This window comes from Cohnella phaseoli (assembly GCF_003386235.1).
Taxonomy (GTDB): Bacteria; Bacillota; Bacilli; order Paenibacillales; family Paenibacillaceae; genus Cohnella; species Cohnella phaseoli.
The window spans coordinates 232160-247995 of record NZ_QRDZ01000005.1 but is presented as its reverse complement, the minus strand read 5'-3'; the positions used below and the strand labels follow the sequence as shown (position 1 = coordinate 247995).

The window sequence follows — 15836 nt, the reverse complement described above, 5'->3', positions numbered from 1 at the left end:
AAACTCAAGGGCGCGATGCGATCAGCCCTTTACCGAGCCAAGCGTCAAGCCTTTGACGAAGTAGCGCTGCAGGAACGGATAGACGAGCAGAATCGGCACCGAGACGAAAATGGTAATCGCCATCTTGACCGAATCAGGCGAGACGGTCGAGGCGGCCCGATTGACCGTCATCGAACGATAATCTCCCGAATTGTTCGTCGTGCTCTGCAGCACCTTGACCAGCTCGTATTGCAGCGTCGTCAGATGCTCGCTGGAGCCGTTGTACAAATAAGTGTCAAACCAGGCGTTCCATTGGCCGACCGCCAGGAACAGGCCGATTGTCGCCAGCGCCGGCTTCGTCATCGGCAGGATGATGCGCCAGTAGATCGTGAAATCGTTGGCGCCGTCCATTTTCGCGGATTCCTGCACTTCGTATGGAATACCGTCCATGAACGAGCGAACGACGAATACGTTAAAGGCGCTGACGATGCCGGGAAGCACATAAACCGCGAACGTGTTCATCATGTTCAAATCTTTGATCAAAATATAGAACGGAATCAGTCCCGCAGTTACATACATCGTAACGGCCAAGTAGAGAGACACGAATCTGCGTCCTTGAAAATCGCGGCGGGCCAGCGTATAAGCCAGCATTGAGGCGCTGATCAAGCCGAGCAGGGAGCCGACGACCGTCCGCAGCAGCGAGATTTTAAACCCGGTCAGCAGCGTGTCGTAGGTGAAAATGGCTTTATAGTTTTGCAACGAGAATACTCTCGGGAAAATCGTAATTCCGCCGCGCACGCTGTCGGTCGAATCATTGAGCGAAATGGCCAGCACGTTGAGAAAAGGGTAGAGCGTGATGGTCGCCATAACGATGAGAATAGTGTAGATGAGAACGTCGACGATCCCGCCGGATCTGGGGACGCCTCTGCGAATACTGCGAGCCGACATGCGAGTCCCCTCCTAGAATACGCTTTCTTTCGTAAACCGCTTAAACAGCCCGTTCGCCGCAAAGAGCAGAATGATCGCCACGACCGAGTTAAACATATTGATTGCCGTCGCGAACGAAATTCGGTTGATTTTGATCCCGTACTCCAGCGCGTACAGATCGAGCACCTTGGAGTAATCGACGACCAGATTGTTGCCGAGCAAAAACTGCTTCTCGAAGCCGATGTTGATCAGATTGCCGATCGACAAAATCATCAGAATGATGATCGTCGGACGAATACCGGGCAGCGTAATGTGCCACATCTGCCTTAAGCGGCTCGCGCCGTCGACCTTGGCCGCCTCGTACAGCTCCGGCGCGACGCCCGCCATGGCCGCCAAGTAGATGATCGCGTTCCACCCCGTCTCCTTCCAGACGTCGGATAGCGTGACAATGCCCCAGAAGTATTTGCCCTTGGCCAGCCACTGAATCGGCTCGTCCAGAATGCCGAGCGCCATCAACAGGTCGTTCACCGCCCCGTTGTCCGTAGACAGCATCTTCGAGACGATGCCGGCGACGACCGCCCAGGATACGAAGTGGGGCAAGTAGGAAATCGTCTGCACCGTTTTTTTGAAGGCCATATTCTTCACTTCGTTGAGCAGCAGCGCGAACACGATCGGAATCGTAAACCCTGCGATCAGAGCCATAAAGCTCATAGCCAGCGTATTGCGCATGACCAGGTAAAACGTCTCGTCCTGAAACAGCGTTCTGAAGTTGTCGAAGCCGACCCAATCCCTCTCCCACACCGAGAGCTTCGGACTGTATTTCTGAAACGCCATCACCCAGCCCCATAGAGGCAAGTAGGTGAAGACGAACGCCCAGGCGATGAAGGGCAGCGACATCAAATATAAGTATCGGTTACGGAACGCGCGGCGAAGCGCTCCTCTGCGGATCGGCGCCAACGGCTCTGCAGCCGGACGGCGATCGGGCATCGCTTTCATGAGCTTCCCTCCCTGCTGTATGAATCTATCATAATGAAAACGCATTCTTGCGGCTACACGGAGGATTCGATCAATAATCATGTAAAAATCAGACATCGGGAAGCCGTGAAAAAAAAGACCGGCTCGCTAGTCCCGCTAATGCGGGCTTGGAGTCGGTCCTTCGCCGGAACCCTGTCGTCCTTAACGGGATTGTGCGGCGTTTTTGCGATAGGCAACTGGAGATTCGCCTACGTATTTGCGGAATTTGGCATGAAAGTAATCGACGTTGGCATAGCCGACCTGCTCCGCTACCTGGTATACTTTCATCCCTTTGCAGAGCATTTCCTTCGCCTTCTGGATTCTAACTTTATCCAAATACGTGTTGAAGTAGTCGCCTGTGGCGCTCTTGAACAGCTTGCCGAGATACGAGCTGCTGTAGCCCAGCGCCTCGGCCAGCGCTTCCAGCTTCAGATTGTCCGCGCTGTTGCGGTGAATCAGCTCGATCATTTTCTGAACCTGAAGGTCCGGTCCGGCCCCGGCGATGCGAAGCCGATCCGCCACCTTGGCGCAGATGGAGATTAGACGAGCGAGCAGCAGCTCGTACCTCGTCTCCGAGGAGATCGAGGCAAGCTCGGAATTGAGCGACTGCACGAATTCGCGAGCTTCCGGGCGAGACTGCGCCAGCTTGGACAGCGTCGCCGACAGCCGCGTCGTGAAGCCGGTCTTGAGCTCTTGCTCGGACGCGCCTGCAGCCAGCCATAGCGCACCGAGACCGCGAAGCGCCTCCGCGGCGAGTTCGGCATTCGCGGCATCGAGAGCGAGATAAAGCTTCTCCTCCAGCTCGGGTGCGGAGCATGAATCCTCATCGGCGGGAATGCTTGGCAGCTCTGGCTCCGCGGTTACGATGCCGCCCCCGGCGAACAGAAAGCGGCGCTTCATCAGTTCCCGCGCGCGCTCGAACGAACGGCCCGCATCGCTCAGCATCGCGACCGTCCCGCCCGCCGTCGCGTCGAACTCCCTTTCCTCGCAAGCCTCGGAAATTCGGCGATAGACTTTGCTCGCGGCTGACGGGCGATTCATCGTCTCCTTCAGCATGACACCCAAGTACGGCTCGGCCGAGAAGACGATTCCCTCGTTAGCCGTCTCGAAGCTCTCAATCATCCTCCGCTTGATCCGGGAAACCGCAGAAGCGTCCGGCTCTCCGCGCTCAAGCGGCCTGACCAGCACAATCTCGTAGGTTAACCAACCCGGATCGGCCTGTTCAGGCATTCCCTCCGCTTCCCCGGACACGAGCCTCTGGATGGCGTGCTCTCGCCCCCATCTGCCCGTCGCCTCCGTACGTTCCTCCTGCAGCGATTGGCGAATCCGCTCCAGATGCTGAATCAGATCGTCTTCGTCGATCGGCTTAAGCAGATAGCCGTCCACCTTCAGCTGCAGCGCCGTGCGCGCATATTCGAAATCCGCATGCCCGCTCAGAATGAGAAACTTCGGGCACGGTCGGCACTGCTCCCGAACCGTTCGCAACAGCTGCAGACCGTCCATTCCCGGCATGCGAATGTCCACGATCATGAGCCGGGGAACCGCTTCGGACAGCTTGCGCAGCGCTTCGAGCGCGTCGGCGGCCACGGTTGCAACCTGAAAGCCGTGCTCCTCCCAATCGATAATCGTCCGCAATCCTTCGCGAATGAGCGGCTCGTCATCCACGATCATCACTTGATGCATAGGTTTTTCCCCCTTCGAGCGGAATGCTGAAGCGGATGCGCGTTCCGCGGTTCTCTTCGCTTTCGATCGTCAGCCCGGAGCGCTCCCCGTAAGTCATGACCAGCCGATGCTGGATGTTGTGCAGACCGATCCGGCTGGCTTCCTGGTCGGCGAGCGAACGCAGCACGCTTTCCCGCTTGGCTGCCGACATTCCGACGCCGTTGTCCTCGACGACGACCCGCAGCCACTCCTCTTCCCGATAAGCCCGCACCGAAACTTTGCCTCCGTCGACCGCTTTCTCCAGCCCGTGCACGACCGAATTTTCGACCAGCGGCTGGATCAGCAGCGGCAGCAGCACCGCCCTCTCCACGGACGGATCGAGGCTAAGCTCGTAATCGAGCCGATCCTCGTGCCGGAATTTCTGGATTTCCAGATAGCAGCGCACAATTTCGAACTCCTCGGCCAGCTCGATTTCTTTGCCGGTCAGCTCCAGATTTTTGCGCATCAGCTTGCCCAGCATTTTCACCGTTCGGGAAATTTCCTTCTCACCCTTCAAGTGCGCCTTCATCCGAATCGACTCCAACGCATTGTAGAGAAAATGCGGATTGATCTGGCTCGCCAGCATCTTCAGCTTGATCTCGTTCTGCTTGCTCTCCAGCTGCCGCTTCTGTTCGTGGGAGGCCTGCACCTCGTCCATCAGCTCCCGAATGCTGCCGACCATCTGATTGAACTGCCGCTTGATCTGTCCGATCTCGTCGCTGCCGTCCACGGCCAGCTCCGTATTGAAATTGCCCATGGACACCTTGTTGATTTGCTTGCTGAATTTGAGCAGCCGGTTCGTCAGAACGGTGCAGATCGAATAGATCAGCACAAGCGCAACAACGAACACGACTGAAATAATCTGAAAGCCGACTACGCTGATCCGGTTCGCCTCTTTCATAATGCTTTCGAGGGGGAAAACGTACACGATGTTCAGCTCGTTATAGCTGTTTTCCGGCTTAAGCGCGTCTACGATGACCTGAGAGCTGATTCCGCCGACGGCAAGCTCATGCTTGCCCGGCTCCAGACCGGAGAGACGTTCTCCCCACTCCTGCTCGTCCAGCTTTTTGCCCATCAGGGCTGAACGGTTGGAGGCGACAACGACGCCGCGCTCGTCGGTCAGGACGATGTCGGGCTCCTCCTGCGCCAGAATGGCGTTTAACTCGTTCGTGTTGACGTCGACCTGAAGCAGACCAACCGCTCGGGTTTTCTGAAAATAAACGCTGCGAACGAGACTAAGCATACTGGAGGAAGAACGCGAATCGCTCGGAAAATAGTACCACCCCAGCCGCCCGGTCTGTCCGATTGCCGATTGATACCAGAACGATTGCTCCGTTTTAGCGTCCAGCGGCGTAAACTCCCAGTTATCGATTAAGGTCGGATTGTCCGCATACACTTTAACTCTCGTAATCTCGGAATTGAAATCGAGGAACACCTTGAATTTCGTATAGCTCCAATAGGCGTCCACAACCTGAAAAACATCCTGATAACGCGTCGTCGCCACGTCCTCCAAGTCCGTGTCCAGCGAAAGCTGGTTGGCTAGCAGCACCGGCACGCCGAGCATTTCCTGAACGCGGCTTTTGACCCGCTGCACCGTGCTTTCCGCCTGCTCGGTCGCTCGCGTTAGCGCCGTCTGGCGGAATTCCTGAACGACGAAGAGACCGACGATGATGAAGGGAAGAATGAAAAAAAGCATATACGACCATACCATTTTGTTGCGCAGCTTCATGTCGTTGAATTTTCTGGCGTACCCCTTCACCCGGCCCCCCCCTTTCACTACTAGTTATAGGGGAGCGATTGAAACAATGCAAGCGTTTTCCAGATGTTCATATGAATTTATGCCGGATGTTGCAGGTATTTCGAGCCTCGCGCGAATGATAGAATGGGTGGAAAATAGAGGGTTTCTTGCGCCCGCAAAAATGGAGGAGCTTCCCGTGTCCATAACCGACTTCCCGTTCCGCAATCCCGAACTCCCCTTGGAGCTGCGGGTCGCGGATTTGGTCAGCCGTCTGACGCTAGACGAGAAAATTGATCTGATGTGCCAGTACCAGGAGGCCGTTCCCCGGCTGGGCATTGCGAAATATAAGCACGGTACGGAGGCTGCGCACGGCATCGCGTGGCTTGGGGAGGCAACCGTATTCCCGCAACCGTTCGGACTTGCTTGTACGTGGGACGAGGAGCTGCTTCGAGAGGTCGGCCAGGTGATCGGCACCGAGGCGAGAGGTTTTTTCGCTCGCGACCCGGCATCGCACGGATTGACGCTGTGGGCGCCGACGGTGGATTTGCTGCGCGATCCGCGTTGGGGGCGAACCGACGAGGGCTACGGAGAAGATCCGATTCACGCGGGGAAAATGGCAGCGGCGCTCGTGCGCGGCATCCAGGGGGATCACCCTTTTTATCTGCGTGCGGTCGCGTCTCCTAAACATTTTATCGGCAACAACAACGAGGTCGGCCGCGGCGAACGCTCCGTCAGCCTCGATCCGCGCAATATGCGGGAGTCTTACTTGAAGGCGTTCGAGCTTACGTTTCGCGAAGGCGGAGCCCAGTCGATGATGACGTCCTACAATTCCGTCAACGGCGTGCCGGCCAATCTGAATCCGGATATTAACGCTGTCGTTAAGCGGGAATGGGGCATGGACGGCTTCGTTGTCAGCGACGCGGGGGACGTGCTAGGTACAGTGAACGATCATCGGTACATGGGGGAGTACAAGCAGGCGGTCGCAGCCTCGATCCGCGCGGGCATCGACAGCATTACCGACGACCATGGCATCGTGAAGCAGGCGATTCGCGACGGGCTTGCGGAGGGGCTGCTGGAGGAAGGCGATCTCGATGTCGCGCTTCGCAACACGTTCCGCGTTCGTATGCGGCTTGGCGAATTCGATCCGCCGGGGCATAGCCCCTACGCCTCCATTGGCGAGGAGGCCATTCTCGCCCCGCAGCATCGGGCCGTATCGCTGGAGGCGGCTCGCAAAAACATCGTTCTTTTGAAAAACGATGGGGCTCTTCCGCTGGCGGTGGGGTCGGAGGGCTTAAGGGGCTCGGATGGCTCATGGGTGTCGGAGGGCTTATGGGGCTCGGAGGGCACAAGGGGCTCGGAGGGCACAAGGGGCTCGGGCTCGGATGGCTTAAGGGACTCGGATGGCTCATGGGGGTCGGATGGCTTAAGGGGCTCGGGGGCTGTGGACGGCGCGGAGGCTATGAACGGAGCAGAAGCCGAGATGAGCGGTTCTGAAACTTTGAGCGAGTTAAGGGCTTCGTGCGAGTCATTGGCTTCGTGCGGGTCAATGGATTTATGCGGATCATTGGCTTCATGCGGGTCGAACAAGTCGGGTTTTCATGTGGCTATCATCGGACCGCTGGCCGATGTCGTCTATCGCGACTGGTACAGCGGCACTCTCCCCTATGCGGTTACTCCGCTCGCAGCGATCCGATCGCGGCTGGAAGCTTTCGGGGGCAGCGTCCCTTACGCCGAAGGAATCGACTGCGTTCGATTGTCCGTGGGCGGAAGCTATGTTCGCATTGGCGAGGGGGGCTGGCTTACCGCAGACGGCAACGCTGCAGAGGCAGAAGTATTCGCCGTTACGGACTGGGGCTGGCGCGCCCATACGTTCGTCGCCCGGAGTACAGGACTGTATGCGACGACGGACGATGTTCATCTGACGACCGATTCACGGGAAATTTTCGGCTGGTTTACGAAAGAGGCTTTTCTCGTCGACCGGGAGGAGGACGTCCGCCGCTGGCGGCTCCGGACGTGGAACGATGCTTGCGTGGGAGTGACTGCCGATGGCCTGCTGACCGTCGATGGAACCGGGTCCGTGCTGCAATCGACGCTCGGTTCACCGGAGGAGCACGACGTTCCGGAGAAATCGACGAGCGTTCATGCTTCCGGACTTAGGACGGTTTCGTTCGACGTCGACATTGCAATCGACGGCCTGAAGGAGGCTTGCGAGGCCGCGCAAGGCGCAGCGGCAGCCGTCGTATTCGTAGGCAACCATCCGCTTGTGAACGGCAAGGAGACAATCGATCGGCCTGGGCTGGAGCTGCCGGAAGCGCAGCGCAGACTCATTCGCGAGACGGCTGCGGCCAATCCTAACATAATTGTCGTTATTGTCGGAAGCTACCCGTTCTCACTAGGAGAAGAGCGGGAACTGGCGAAAGCCGTCCTCTATACCTCCCATGCGGGTCCGGAGCTAGGCAACGCCATCGCCGATGTTTTGCTAGGAACCGTCTCCCCTGCCGGGCGGTTAAACATGACGTGGCATCGTTCGGTCGAGCAGCTTCCCGACATTATGGAATACGACTTGATCCGGGGATGCCGCACCTACCGTTACTTTGAGGGAGAACCCGAATTTCCCTTCGGCTACGGATTGACGTATGCGAACATCCGCTATGAGGAGCTTCGGCTTGAATCCGGAGAGATAGGTTCGGTAGGATTGGCAGGTTCGATAGGCTTGGCTAGCTCGGTAAGCGTCGAAGTAATTCTGCGCAACGAAAGCGAGATCGACAGCGACGAGGTTGTTCAGTTGTACGGTACGGCTCGTTCGTCGCGCGTTAAGCGGCCGCTGCGTCAGTTGCTCGCATTTAAGCGCGTGTCCGTTCCGGCAGGAAACGCGATTGCTGTGCCGCTGCGCATTGCGGCGGAGGATCTGGCGTTCTGGGATGTAACGCGGGAACGCTGGTGCGTCGAAACTGCGGACTGGACGTTGGCGGTCGGCCCTTCCTCCGCCGACCGAAGGCTGGAAGCGACGCTTGCCGTCGTCGGGGAAACGATTCCGCCGCGAAAGTTGACCGAGCGAACGCTCGCAATGAATTACGACGACTATTCCTCGGCTTACTTGGACGAATGTACAGAAGGTGGAACTGCTGTGTCCGCCAAAGACGGCGGCGCTTGGCTGATGTTTGCGGATGCGGATTTTCCGGTTGGTGCGACTCGTTTTGAGGCGCGGATCGCTGGGAACGTAGAAGGCCGTATCGAAATCCGGCTCTCGGGAGCAGACGGGATCGTTGAGTTTGCGGCCGTAGACAGCTTGTTCGAAGGGCCGAGCGGAATAGCCGAGTTGGGACCCTTCGAAAACTCGTCCGATAGTCCACATGAAGCCGCCGGGTTCGAGACCTTCGAAAACTTGTCCGACGGATCATACGAGGCAGCGATAATACAGACTATTGAAGCTTCAGCCAATACGACAAACGTGCAAATCTGGCGCACCGTATCGTGCTCCGTCGCCGTTCCGCCTGGAAGATACGATGTAACGCTTTCGATCGGCGATGGCATGGCTATAAGCTGGTTCAGATTCATATAAAGACCAATTATGCCGTTGAAGAACAAATTACTTTACCCCAAGCCCCGAAGAAGGAATGGCAGCAAAAAACGCCCCTCCTGTGCTAAAAGTATGAGGGGGCGCGATCAACGGTTTTTCGCCGAGAATAGTTAGTTGGGCAAGCATATGCTAGAGCGGAGAATCCACCTTAAATGTGGACAACTGGTAAAGCGGGTTCTGCAGCTAGAAGACCGCCCAACGGGGCCGGAGCGATTCAGCGATGATAAGGCCGCCTCGCACACTTATTCGCACGGGCCGAGGCGATTCAGCGGTGATAAGACCGCCTCGCACACTTATTCGCCCGAACAGGAGCGATTCAGCGATGATAAGGCCGCCTCGCGCACTTATTCGCTCCGGCCGGGGCGATTCAGCGATGATAAGACCGCCTCGCACACTTATTCGCTCGGGCCGAGGCGATTCAGCGATGATAAGGCCTCCTCGCGCACTTATTCGCTCTGGCCGGGGCGATTCAGCAGTGATAAGGCCGTCTCGCGCACTTATTCGCTCGGGTCGGGGCGATTCAGCAGTGATAAGGCCGCCTCGCACACTTATTCGCTCCGGCCGGGGCGATTCAGCGATGATAAGGCCGTCTCGCACACTTATTCGCCCGGGCCGGGGCGATTCAGCAGTGATAAGGCCGCCTCGCGCACTTATTCGCCCGAACAGAAGCGATTCAGCGGTAATAAGGCCGCCTCGCACACTTATTCGCCCGAACAGGAGCGATTCAGCGATGATAAGGCCGCCTCGCGCACTTATTCGCTCGGGCCGGGGCGATTCAGCGATGATAAGGCCGCCTCGCGCACTTATTCGCCCGAACAGGAGCGATTCAGCGATGATAAGGCCGCCTCGCGCACTTATTCGCTCGGGCCGGGGTAGCGCAAACACACATACATACACACAAAAAATAACCCGCCCCCAGGCTGACCGCCAAGGAAACGGGTTATTTTTGTTGATTCTTTTGGAGGTTTCCCACCCAAAAATGTTAGACAAGGAGTCGGATGGCTGTCCGGCTCCTGTGCGCAATTTACCTTATTCGTCGTTTAAGCTCGCGCAGCTGCCGGCGCGCTCGGCGATCTGTCCGATCGTATAGCGTTCCAGCACATCCAGAATGGCGCGATCCATCTCGTCCGTCACCTCGGCGAAAATCGCGTTCATCTCTTGGCCGAAAGCATGATCGCCCGCCGTCTCCCGTATGCCAGAACAGAGAGGATCGGCAACTTGAAGAACCGAGAACACCTCGGCTAGAGTAATCGAATTCGGCTCTCTTCTTAATCGGTATCCGCCGTCCCGACCTTCGCGGGTTTCCAGAATGCCGCCCTTCGCAAGAAGGGACAGAATGCGTCTGAGCAAAGTCGCTTCCGACTGCAGCATTTTGGCGAGCTCTGCGCTAGGACAGGTGCGAACGCAATCCTTCGACAGGACTACGAGCGCTTGCAAAGCTAGTCCGAACCACTTGGGATGGTAGGAACCGACGCACTTCTCCGGATTCATACAATCGCCTCCAATGGCTTGAATTGTACCGGAATGCCGGCCTTGGGGCAAGAGGCAAATTCATGCCCAGCTCCCAAAGCCACATTCGGATCGATCCGCAAGATCGTCGTCTGTTCGCTGCTTACGGCTGACGCATCGTTAAGCTGACGCGTCCTTTTTTCAGATCGACGCCGAGCACCCAGACAGTGACCGTATCGCCGACGGCGACCACCTCGGTCGGATGCTTGACGAATTTGTTGCTAATTTGAGAAATGTGAACAAGACCGTCGTTCTTGATGCCAATATCGACAAAAGCGCCAAAATCGACGACATTGCGCACCGTTCCCTGCAGCTCCATGCCCGGCTTCAAATCCTCGATGTCGAGCACGTCGGTGTGGAAAATCGGCGGCGGCAGCTCGTCGCGCGGATCGCGTCCCGGACGCTGCAGACTGTCCACGATATCGCGCAGCGTCGGAAGGCCGACGCCAAGCCGCTCGGCAACGTCCTCCAGACGCACCTCGCCAAGCTTGGCTTTGAGCGGCTCCGTACCGATGTCCGCCAGCTTCAGCCCCAGCTCCTTGAACAGCTTGCCGACCACGTCGTAAGACTCCGGGTGGATCGGCGTCCGATCAAGCGGATTCCCTCCGTCCGAGATGCGCAGGAAGCCTGCGCATTGCTCGAACGTTTTGGCGCCAAGCCGCGGCACCTTCTGAATTTGCGCACGATCCGTAAACTTGCCCTTCTCCTCGCGCAGCTTAACGATATTGCGAGCCATCGTCGCATTGATGCCCGACACATAGGACAGCAGCGACGGAGAGGCGGTGTTGACGTCTACTCCGACATGGTTAACCGCCGACTCGACAACTCCGGTCAAGCTCTCGTCCAGCCGCTTCTGCGTCACGTCGTGCTGATACTGGCCGACTCCGATGGCCTTCGGCTCGATTTTAACCAACTCGGCAAGCGGGTCCTGGAGACGACGTGCGATGGAGACCGCGCTGCGCTCCGACACGTCCAAATCCGGAAACTCCTCCGCAGCCAGCTTGGACGCCGAATAGACGCTTGCTCCGGCTTCGTTCACGATCAAATACTGTAGGTCCCGTTCGGGCAAAGCCTTGATGATTCCCACCACGAACTGCTCGGTCTCGCGCGAGCCCGTTCCGTTACCGATAACGATCAGCCCTACGCCGTACTGGTCGATCATCCGCCGGAACACAACCTCTGCCTCGGCTTTCCTGTTATGCGGCGGAGTCGGATACGTGACCGCCACTTCCAGCAGCTTGCCCGTATCGTCAACGACCGCCAGCTTGCATCCCGTTCGATATGCCGGATCGACGCCAAGCACAACGCGGCCCTTCACCGGCGGCTGAAGCAGCAGATTGCGCAAATTTTCCGAGAAAATGCCGATGGCATGCTCCTCCGCCTTCTCCGTCAGCTCACCGCGAAGCTCCCGTTCAATCGACGGGGAGATCAACCGTTTATAGGCGTCCTCCGCGGCAGCCGCCAGCGTATCGCGAGCCGGGCCGCCCCCCTTGATCGTCCTGCGATTGATTTCGTCCACGATCCGGTCGGTCGGCACGTCGATCGACACCGACAGAAACTCCTCGCGTTCCCCCCGATTGATCGCCAGGACCCGATGCGGAGGCAAGCGCCGCACCGGCTCCGAGTATTGATAGTACATCTCGTAGACGGATTCCGCCTCGGCGTTCTTGGCTTTGCTGATCAGCACACCCTGATCCCAGGTGAACTTGCGTACCCAGCGGCGAATAGCGGCATCGTCGGCCAATCCTTCCGCTACGATGTCCGAGGCGCCTTGGATCGCATCCTCGGCCGTTTCAACGCCTTTCTCCGAGTTGATATATTTCGCCGCCTCCGCACGCAGGTCGCCCTGTCTCGGCTGCGACAGCAGCCATAGCGCAAGCGGCTCCAAGCCCCGCTCCTTGGCGACGCTCGCCCTCGTCTTACGCTTTTGCCGGTACGGCCGGTACAGATCCTCGACCTCTTGCAGCTTGATCGCTTTCTCGATTGCCGCTTGCAGCTCCGGCGTCAGCTTGCCCTGCTCATCGATCAGACGAATCACTTCGCCTTTGCGGTCCTCCAGCCCTTTCAAGTAGGTCCGGCGGTCGTCGATCGCGCGAAGCTGCACCTCATCGAGCTCTCCGGTCATTTCCTTACGATATCGGGCGATAAAAGGAATCGTATTCCCGTCGTCCAGCAGCCCGGCGACCGTCCTGACTTGTCCCAGGCCCAGTCCCAGCTCGCCCGCAATCTGTTTAATCATTCTTTCCTGTGCGTCCATTACCGCACTCTCGTTTCCTACGCTCATCGATTCGCGCCCCCCGCAACCTGTATGTATCCTTTTATTATGTCGTTCTGCGCCCGGTTAGGCAAGCTTATCCACGATGCGGATCGCGAAGGATGCGCGCTACCCTAACTTTAGCGGGGGACTCCGATAAACACCGTCCTATTCACGGCGACTAAGATATTCCCGAGAGCATCTGAAACATTAGTCCGGCATGGTTGCGATCAGTTGCGCACGGCCACGGCCACGGCCACGGCTACAGCTACAGCTTGAATATTCCTACCGACGTCTGTAATTGTTCCGCCAAGTGGGCCATCGATTGCGCCGTCGCCGCCGTCTCCTGGCTGGCGGCCGCCCCTTCTTCCGTCGCCGCTGAGATATTCTCTACGGAATCCAGAACGGTGGAAGCCTGCGCAGCCTGTTCTTCGCTGGCCGCAGCGATTTCGGTGACCTTCTGGCCCGCTTCGTTGACCATGTTCGCGATTTGTCTGAACGACTCTCCCGTCTTCTTGGAGAGATCGACGCTTTCTTCCACAGCTTTGACGCTTAACCTTGTATTATCCTGCATGCCGCGAATGATTCCGGTAATCTGTTTCGTCGCTTCTCCGCTTCTTTCGGCGAGCTTGCGTACTTCGTCGGCCACGACCGCGAAGCCCCTTCCTTGTTCTCCGGCGCGAGCCGCTTCGATCGCGGCGTTCAAAGCGAGGAGATTCGTCTGGTCGGCAATGTCTTCGATCACCTCGATGATTTCTCCGATTCGCTGCGAATCGTTCTCCAATCGCGACATTTTGCCGCTGACCTCGTTCATGCTTTCCATAGAGGAGCGAATGATCTCGTTGCCTTCGCCGGCGATTTTCATCGTCGCCTCCGAGAGAGAGGAAGCTTGTTCCGTATTGTGGGCGACGGAATGGATCGCTGCGGACAGCTCCTTGAACAGCTCGCTGATCGTCTGCGCCGAGCTGGCCTGCGTCGTATTGCCGCTGGCGATTTCCTCAGTGCTGGAAGAAATCTGCTCTGCGGCAGCCGACAGATTATGGGAGTGGCCGATAATCGAGGAGGCCAACTGTCTTAGATTCAATACCATTTGGTCGATCGATTCGCTCAATATGCCGATTTCGTCCTTGGTTCCGTGGTTGACCGTCTGGCGCAGATCGCCTTCTGCTACCTTGGCTACCAATTGCACGACTTTGCGAAGCGGCTTCGCAATCACTTGAGAGATGAGATAACCGAACAGAACGCTGAGCAATACCGCAATCACCACGATTACGATCGTAATGGTACTTGCGGAGGAATAGGTCGCTTCTCCATCCTTCTGCGCCTGGTCCGCCTCCTCAACATTAATTTCGATCAGCTTGTCAATAATGGCCTTGAGTTTATTCGTTTCCGTCTGGTAGTCACCGTCGATAAGCGTTGCCATATCCTTCAGGTTCCCGGCGTCTCTCAGCGCCACCGCGTCGTTGAACACTTTGACATAGGTATCGAAAGCTGCGTCGATCGACCTCTCCAATTCTTCCGATTCGGCGGACAACTGAGTTTGCCTAAACGCGGCAATGCTGTCGCTGACGGAAGTCATTGCGCGGTTTGCAGCTTCCTTCGTTTGTTGAATAGAGTTCTTGTCCTCCACCATGTAGAGCTTTCGCAAGCTGTTTCTCATCTCATTAAAATTGGTTTGCGCTTCCATCAAATTTTTGACGGACAATAGTTGATTGTTGTACATGTCATTCAGATTTTCGTTCAGTTTGCTCATATTGCTCAGCCCGAAGAGTCCGACGAAAGCCATTATCGCCGCAATCAACAGAAAAGCGGACACCAGCTTAACGCTTGTTTTCAAGTTATAAAACCATTTCATGACCGTTCACCTCGTAGTTGTAGGTTTCTTGGCAAGACTCTTGAGAAGCCGATAACCGATCGCCCTTAATCGGTCCTCTTGGAATTTGGGGTCGAAGCTTGACGCTTATGGCTTCCATGTCCAGTATAGGCGCCACTTTACCGCTGCCTAGCGTGGTTGCGCCGGAGACGCCTTCGACTTGACCGAGCAGCGCCCCCAGAGATTTGACGACAACATCCTGAACGCCGATCAACTTATCTACCGCAATCGCTACGCGTTCTTCTTGATGACCGACGACCAGCAGCGACACAAAACTTCCGAAATCGTTGCCGCGAGGCAAGCGAAAATAATCGCGCAGCCACAAGATCGGAAGAATACGGTCGCGCAACACCATGACGGGACGTCCCTGTACGTTTTTTATCTGATCCGCGGTCGTCCGAACAATCTCGACAACCCCGTTCATCGGAACAATATACGAGCGGTCCGCAATAGCGACCTGAAGACCCTGGATGATGGAGAGGGTAAGCGGCAGACGCACTTCGATCCGGGTTCCGCTGCCTTTTCTCGTCTCGATGTGAATGCGTCCGCGAATCTTCTCGATCTCGGCTTTTACGGCACTCAGTCCAAACTCGTTAGCTAATGATGCGGACAATACCGGGTGAAAAATCAGCTCAGCGATTTCCTGATCGTTGAACGTTGTGACCATTTCCGAACCTGGCTTTCCATCATGCGCAATACGGCGCTTCAGCATGTCCGTATCTATGCCGGCCCCGTCGTCTTCGACTATGACCAACGCCTGATTGTTCTCGCGTCTGGCGCTAAGTCGAAGCGTACCCTTAACCGGTTTTCCGGCCGCCATCCGTTCTTCCGGCGACTCGATCCCGTGGTCGAGAGCATGGCGGACCAATAGAACGAGCGGATCAAGAAGTCCCTCGATGAGAGTGCGATCCAGTTCCGTCTCGCTGCCTTCCATAATCAGTTCGACCTCTTTGCCTCTGCTTTTGGACAAATCGCGAACCATCCGGGGAATCCGATTGAACAATTGGTCGACCGGAAGCATCCGAATCTTCATGACTGACTGCTGAAGATCGCCAATTCCGATCGACAAGCGATCGACAACATGTCGAAGCTCTTCGGCTCCCTGAGTTGTTTCATCCTCCCGGCGGATTTGCTTTTCCAGCAGTCGGAGACGGGTCTGATCGATGATCAGCTCGCCGACCATATTCATCATTTGTTCCAGCTTGCTTACGTCGACTCTGACGCTCTGTCCTTTGGCTTTCGGTTCTAACGACTCCGACAT

The 15836-nt window shown here is 56.9% G+C and carries 9 protein-coding genes and 1 pseudogene; 2 read left to right on the top strand and 8 right to left on the bottom strand.

All coding sequences use genetic code 11. The annotated features are described in order from the left end of the window. Positions 1-21 precede the first annotated feature (21 nt). The 4 genes from DFP98_RS08635 to DFP98_RS08615 form a co-directional block, all read right to left on the bottom strand. Positions 22-927, bottom strand: coding sequence for a carbohydrate ABC transporter permease (locus tag DFP98_RS08635; protein WP_116060169.1), 906 nt, complete (start codon positions 925-927; stop codon positions 22-24). A gap of 12 nt (positions 928-939) precedes the next feature. After that, the gene (locus tag DFP98_RS08630; RefSeq protein ID WP_425455517.1) at positions 940-1902 is read right to left on the bottom strand and encodes an ABC transporter permease; all 963 of its coding nucleotides are present in this window, start codon (positions 1900-1902) and stop codon (positions 940-942) included. A 180-nt stretch (positions 1903-2082) separates the two neighbouring features. After that, positions 2083-3603, bottom strand: coding sequence for a response regulator transcription factor (locus DFP98_RS08625; protein WP_147310150.1), 1521 nt, complete (start codon positions 3601-3603; stop codon positions 2083-2085). Continuing rightward, the gene (locus DFP98_RS08615) at positions 3578-5380 is read right to left on the bottom strand and encodes a sensor histidine kinase (RefSeq protein ID WP_116060168.1); all 1803 of its coding nucleotides are present in this window, start codon (positions 5378-5380) and stop codon (positions 3578-3580) included. Before DFP98_RS08615 ends, DFP98_RS08625 begins: the two co-directional genes overlap by 26 nt. 175 nt (positions 5381-5555) lie before the next feature. On the opposite strand from DFP98_RS08615, the pseudogene DFP98_RS08610 reads away from it, so the two are divergent. Next, positions 5556-8612: pseudogene (locus DFP98_RS08610) on the top strand (glycoside hydrolase family 3 C-terminal domain-containing protein); the annotation flags it as partial. A 441-nt stretch (positions 8613-9053) separates the two neighbouring features. Continuing rightward, positions 9054-9815 carry a hypothetical protein gene (locus tag DFP98_RS08605; RefSeq protein ID WP_116060166.1) on the top strand — a complete coding sequence of 254 codons (762 nt, stop codon included), beginning with the start codon at positions 9054-9056 and terminating at the stop codon, positions 9813-9815. A 153-nt stretch (positions 9816-9968) separates the two neighbouring features. Here DFP98_RS08605 and DFP98_RS08600 read toward each other — a convergent pair whose 3' ends face one another. The 4 genes from DFP98_RS08600 to DFP98_RS08585 form a co-directional block, all read right to left on the bottom strand. Next, positions 9969-10430 carry an RrF2 family transcriptional regulator gene (locus DFP98_RS08600; RefSeq protein WP_116060165.1) on the bottom strand — a complete coding sequence of 154 codons (462 nt, stop codon included), beginning with the start codon at positions 10428-10430 and terminating at the stop codon, positions 9969-9971. Positions 10431-10551: 121 nt separating this feature from the next. Further along, entirely contained in the window at positions 10552-12732 is a 2181-nt protein-coding gene (locus DFP98_RS08595) for a Tex family protein (protein WP_116060164.1), read from the bottom strand. Positions 12733-12970: 238 nt separating this feature from the next. Beyond that, positions 12971-14557, bottom strand: coding sequence for a methyl-accepting chemotaxis protein (locus DFP98_RS08590; RefSeq protein WP_116060163.1), 1587 nt, complete (start codon positions 14555-14557; stop codon positions 12971-12973). Continuing rightward, the gene (locus tag DFP98_RS08585) at positions 14541-15836 is read right to left on the bottom strand and encodes a chemotaxis protein CheA (protein ID WP_116060162.1); all 1296 of its coding nucleotides are present in this window, start codon (positions 15834-15836) and stop codon (positions 14541-14543) included. Before DFP98_RS08585 ends, DFP98_RS08590 begins: the two co-directional genes overlap by 17 nt.

Excerpts from the sequence above, each read along its gene's own strand:
- DFP98_RS08635 (WP_116060169.1), bottom strand. The coding sequence starts at position 927 with ATGTCGGCTCGCAGTATTCGCAGAGGCGTCCCCAGATCCGGCGGGATC.
- DFP98_RS08600 (WP_116060165.1), bottom strand. The coding sequence starts at position 10,430 with ATGAATCCGGAGAAGTGCGTCGGTTCCTACCATCCCAAGTGGTTCGGA.
- DFP98_RS08595 (WP_116060164.1), bottom strand. The coding sequence starts at position 12,732 with ATGAGCGTAGGAAACGAGAGTGCGGTAATGGACGCACAGGAAAGAATG.
- DFP98_RS08585 (WP_116060162.1), bottom strand. The coding sequence starts at position 15,836 with ATGTCGGAGTCGTTAGAACCGAAAGCCAAAGGACAGAGCGTCAGAGTC.
- DFP98_RS08625 (WP_147310150.1), bottom strand. The coding sequence starts at position 3,603 with ATGCATCAAGTGATGATCGTGGATGACGAGCCGCTCATTCGCGAAGGA.
- DFP98_RS08590 (WP_116060163.1), bottom strand. The coding sequence starts at position 14,557 with ATGAAATGGTTTTATAACTTGAAAACAAGCGTTAAGCTGGTGTCCGCT.
- DFP98_RS08630 (WP_425455517.1), bottom strand. The coding sequence starts at position 1,902 with ATGAAAGCGATGCCCGATCGCCGTCCGGCTGCAGAGCCGTTGGCGCCG.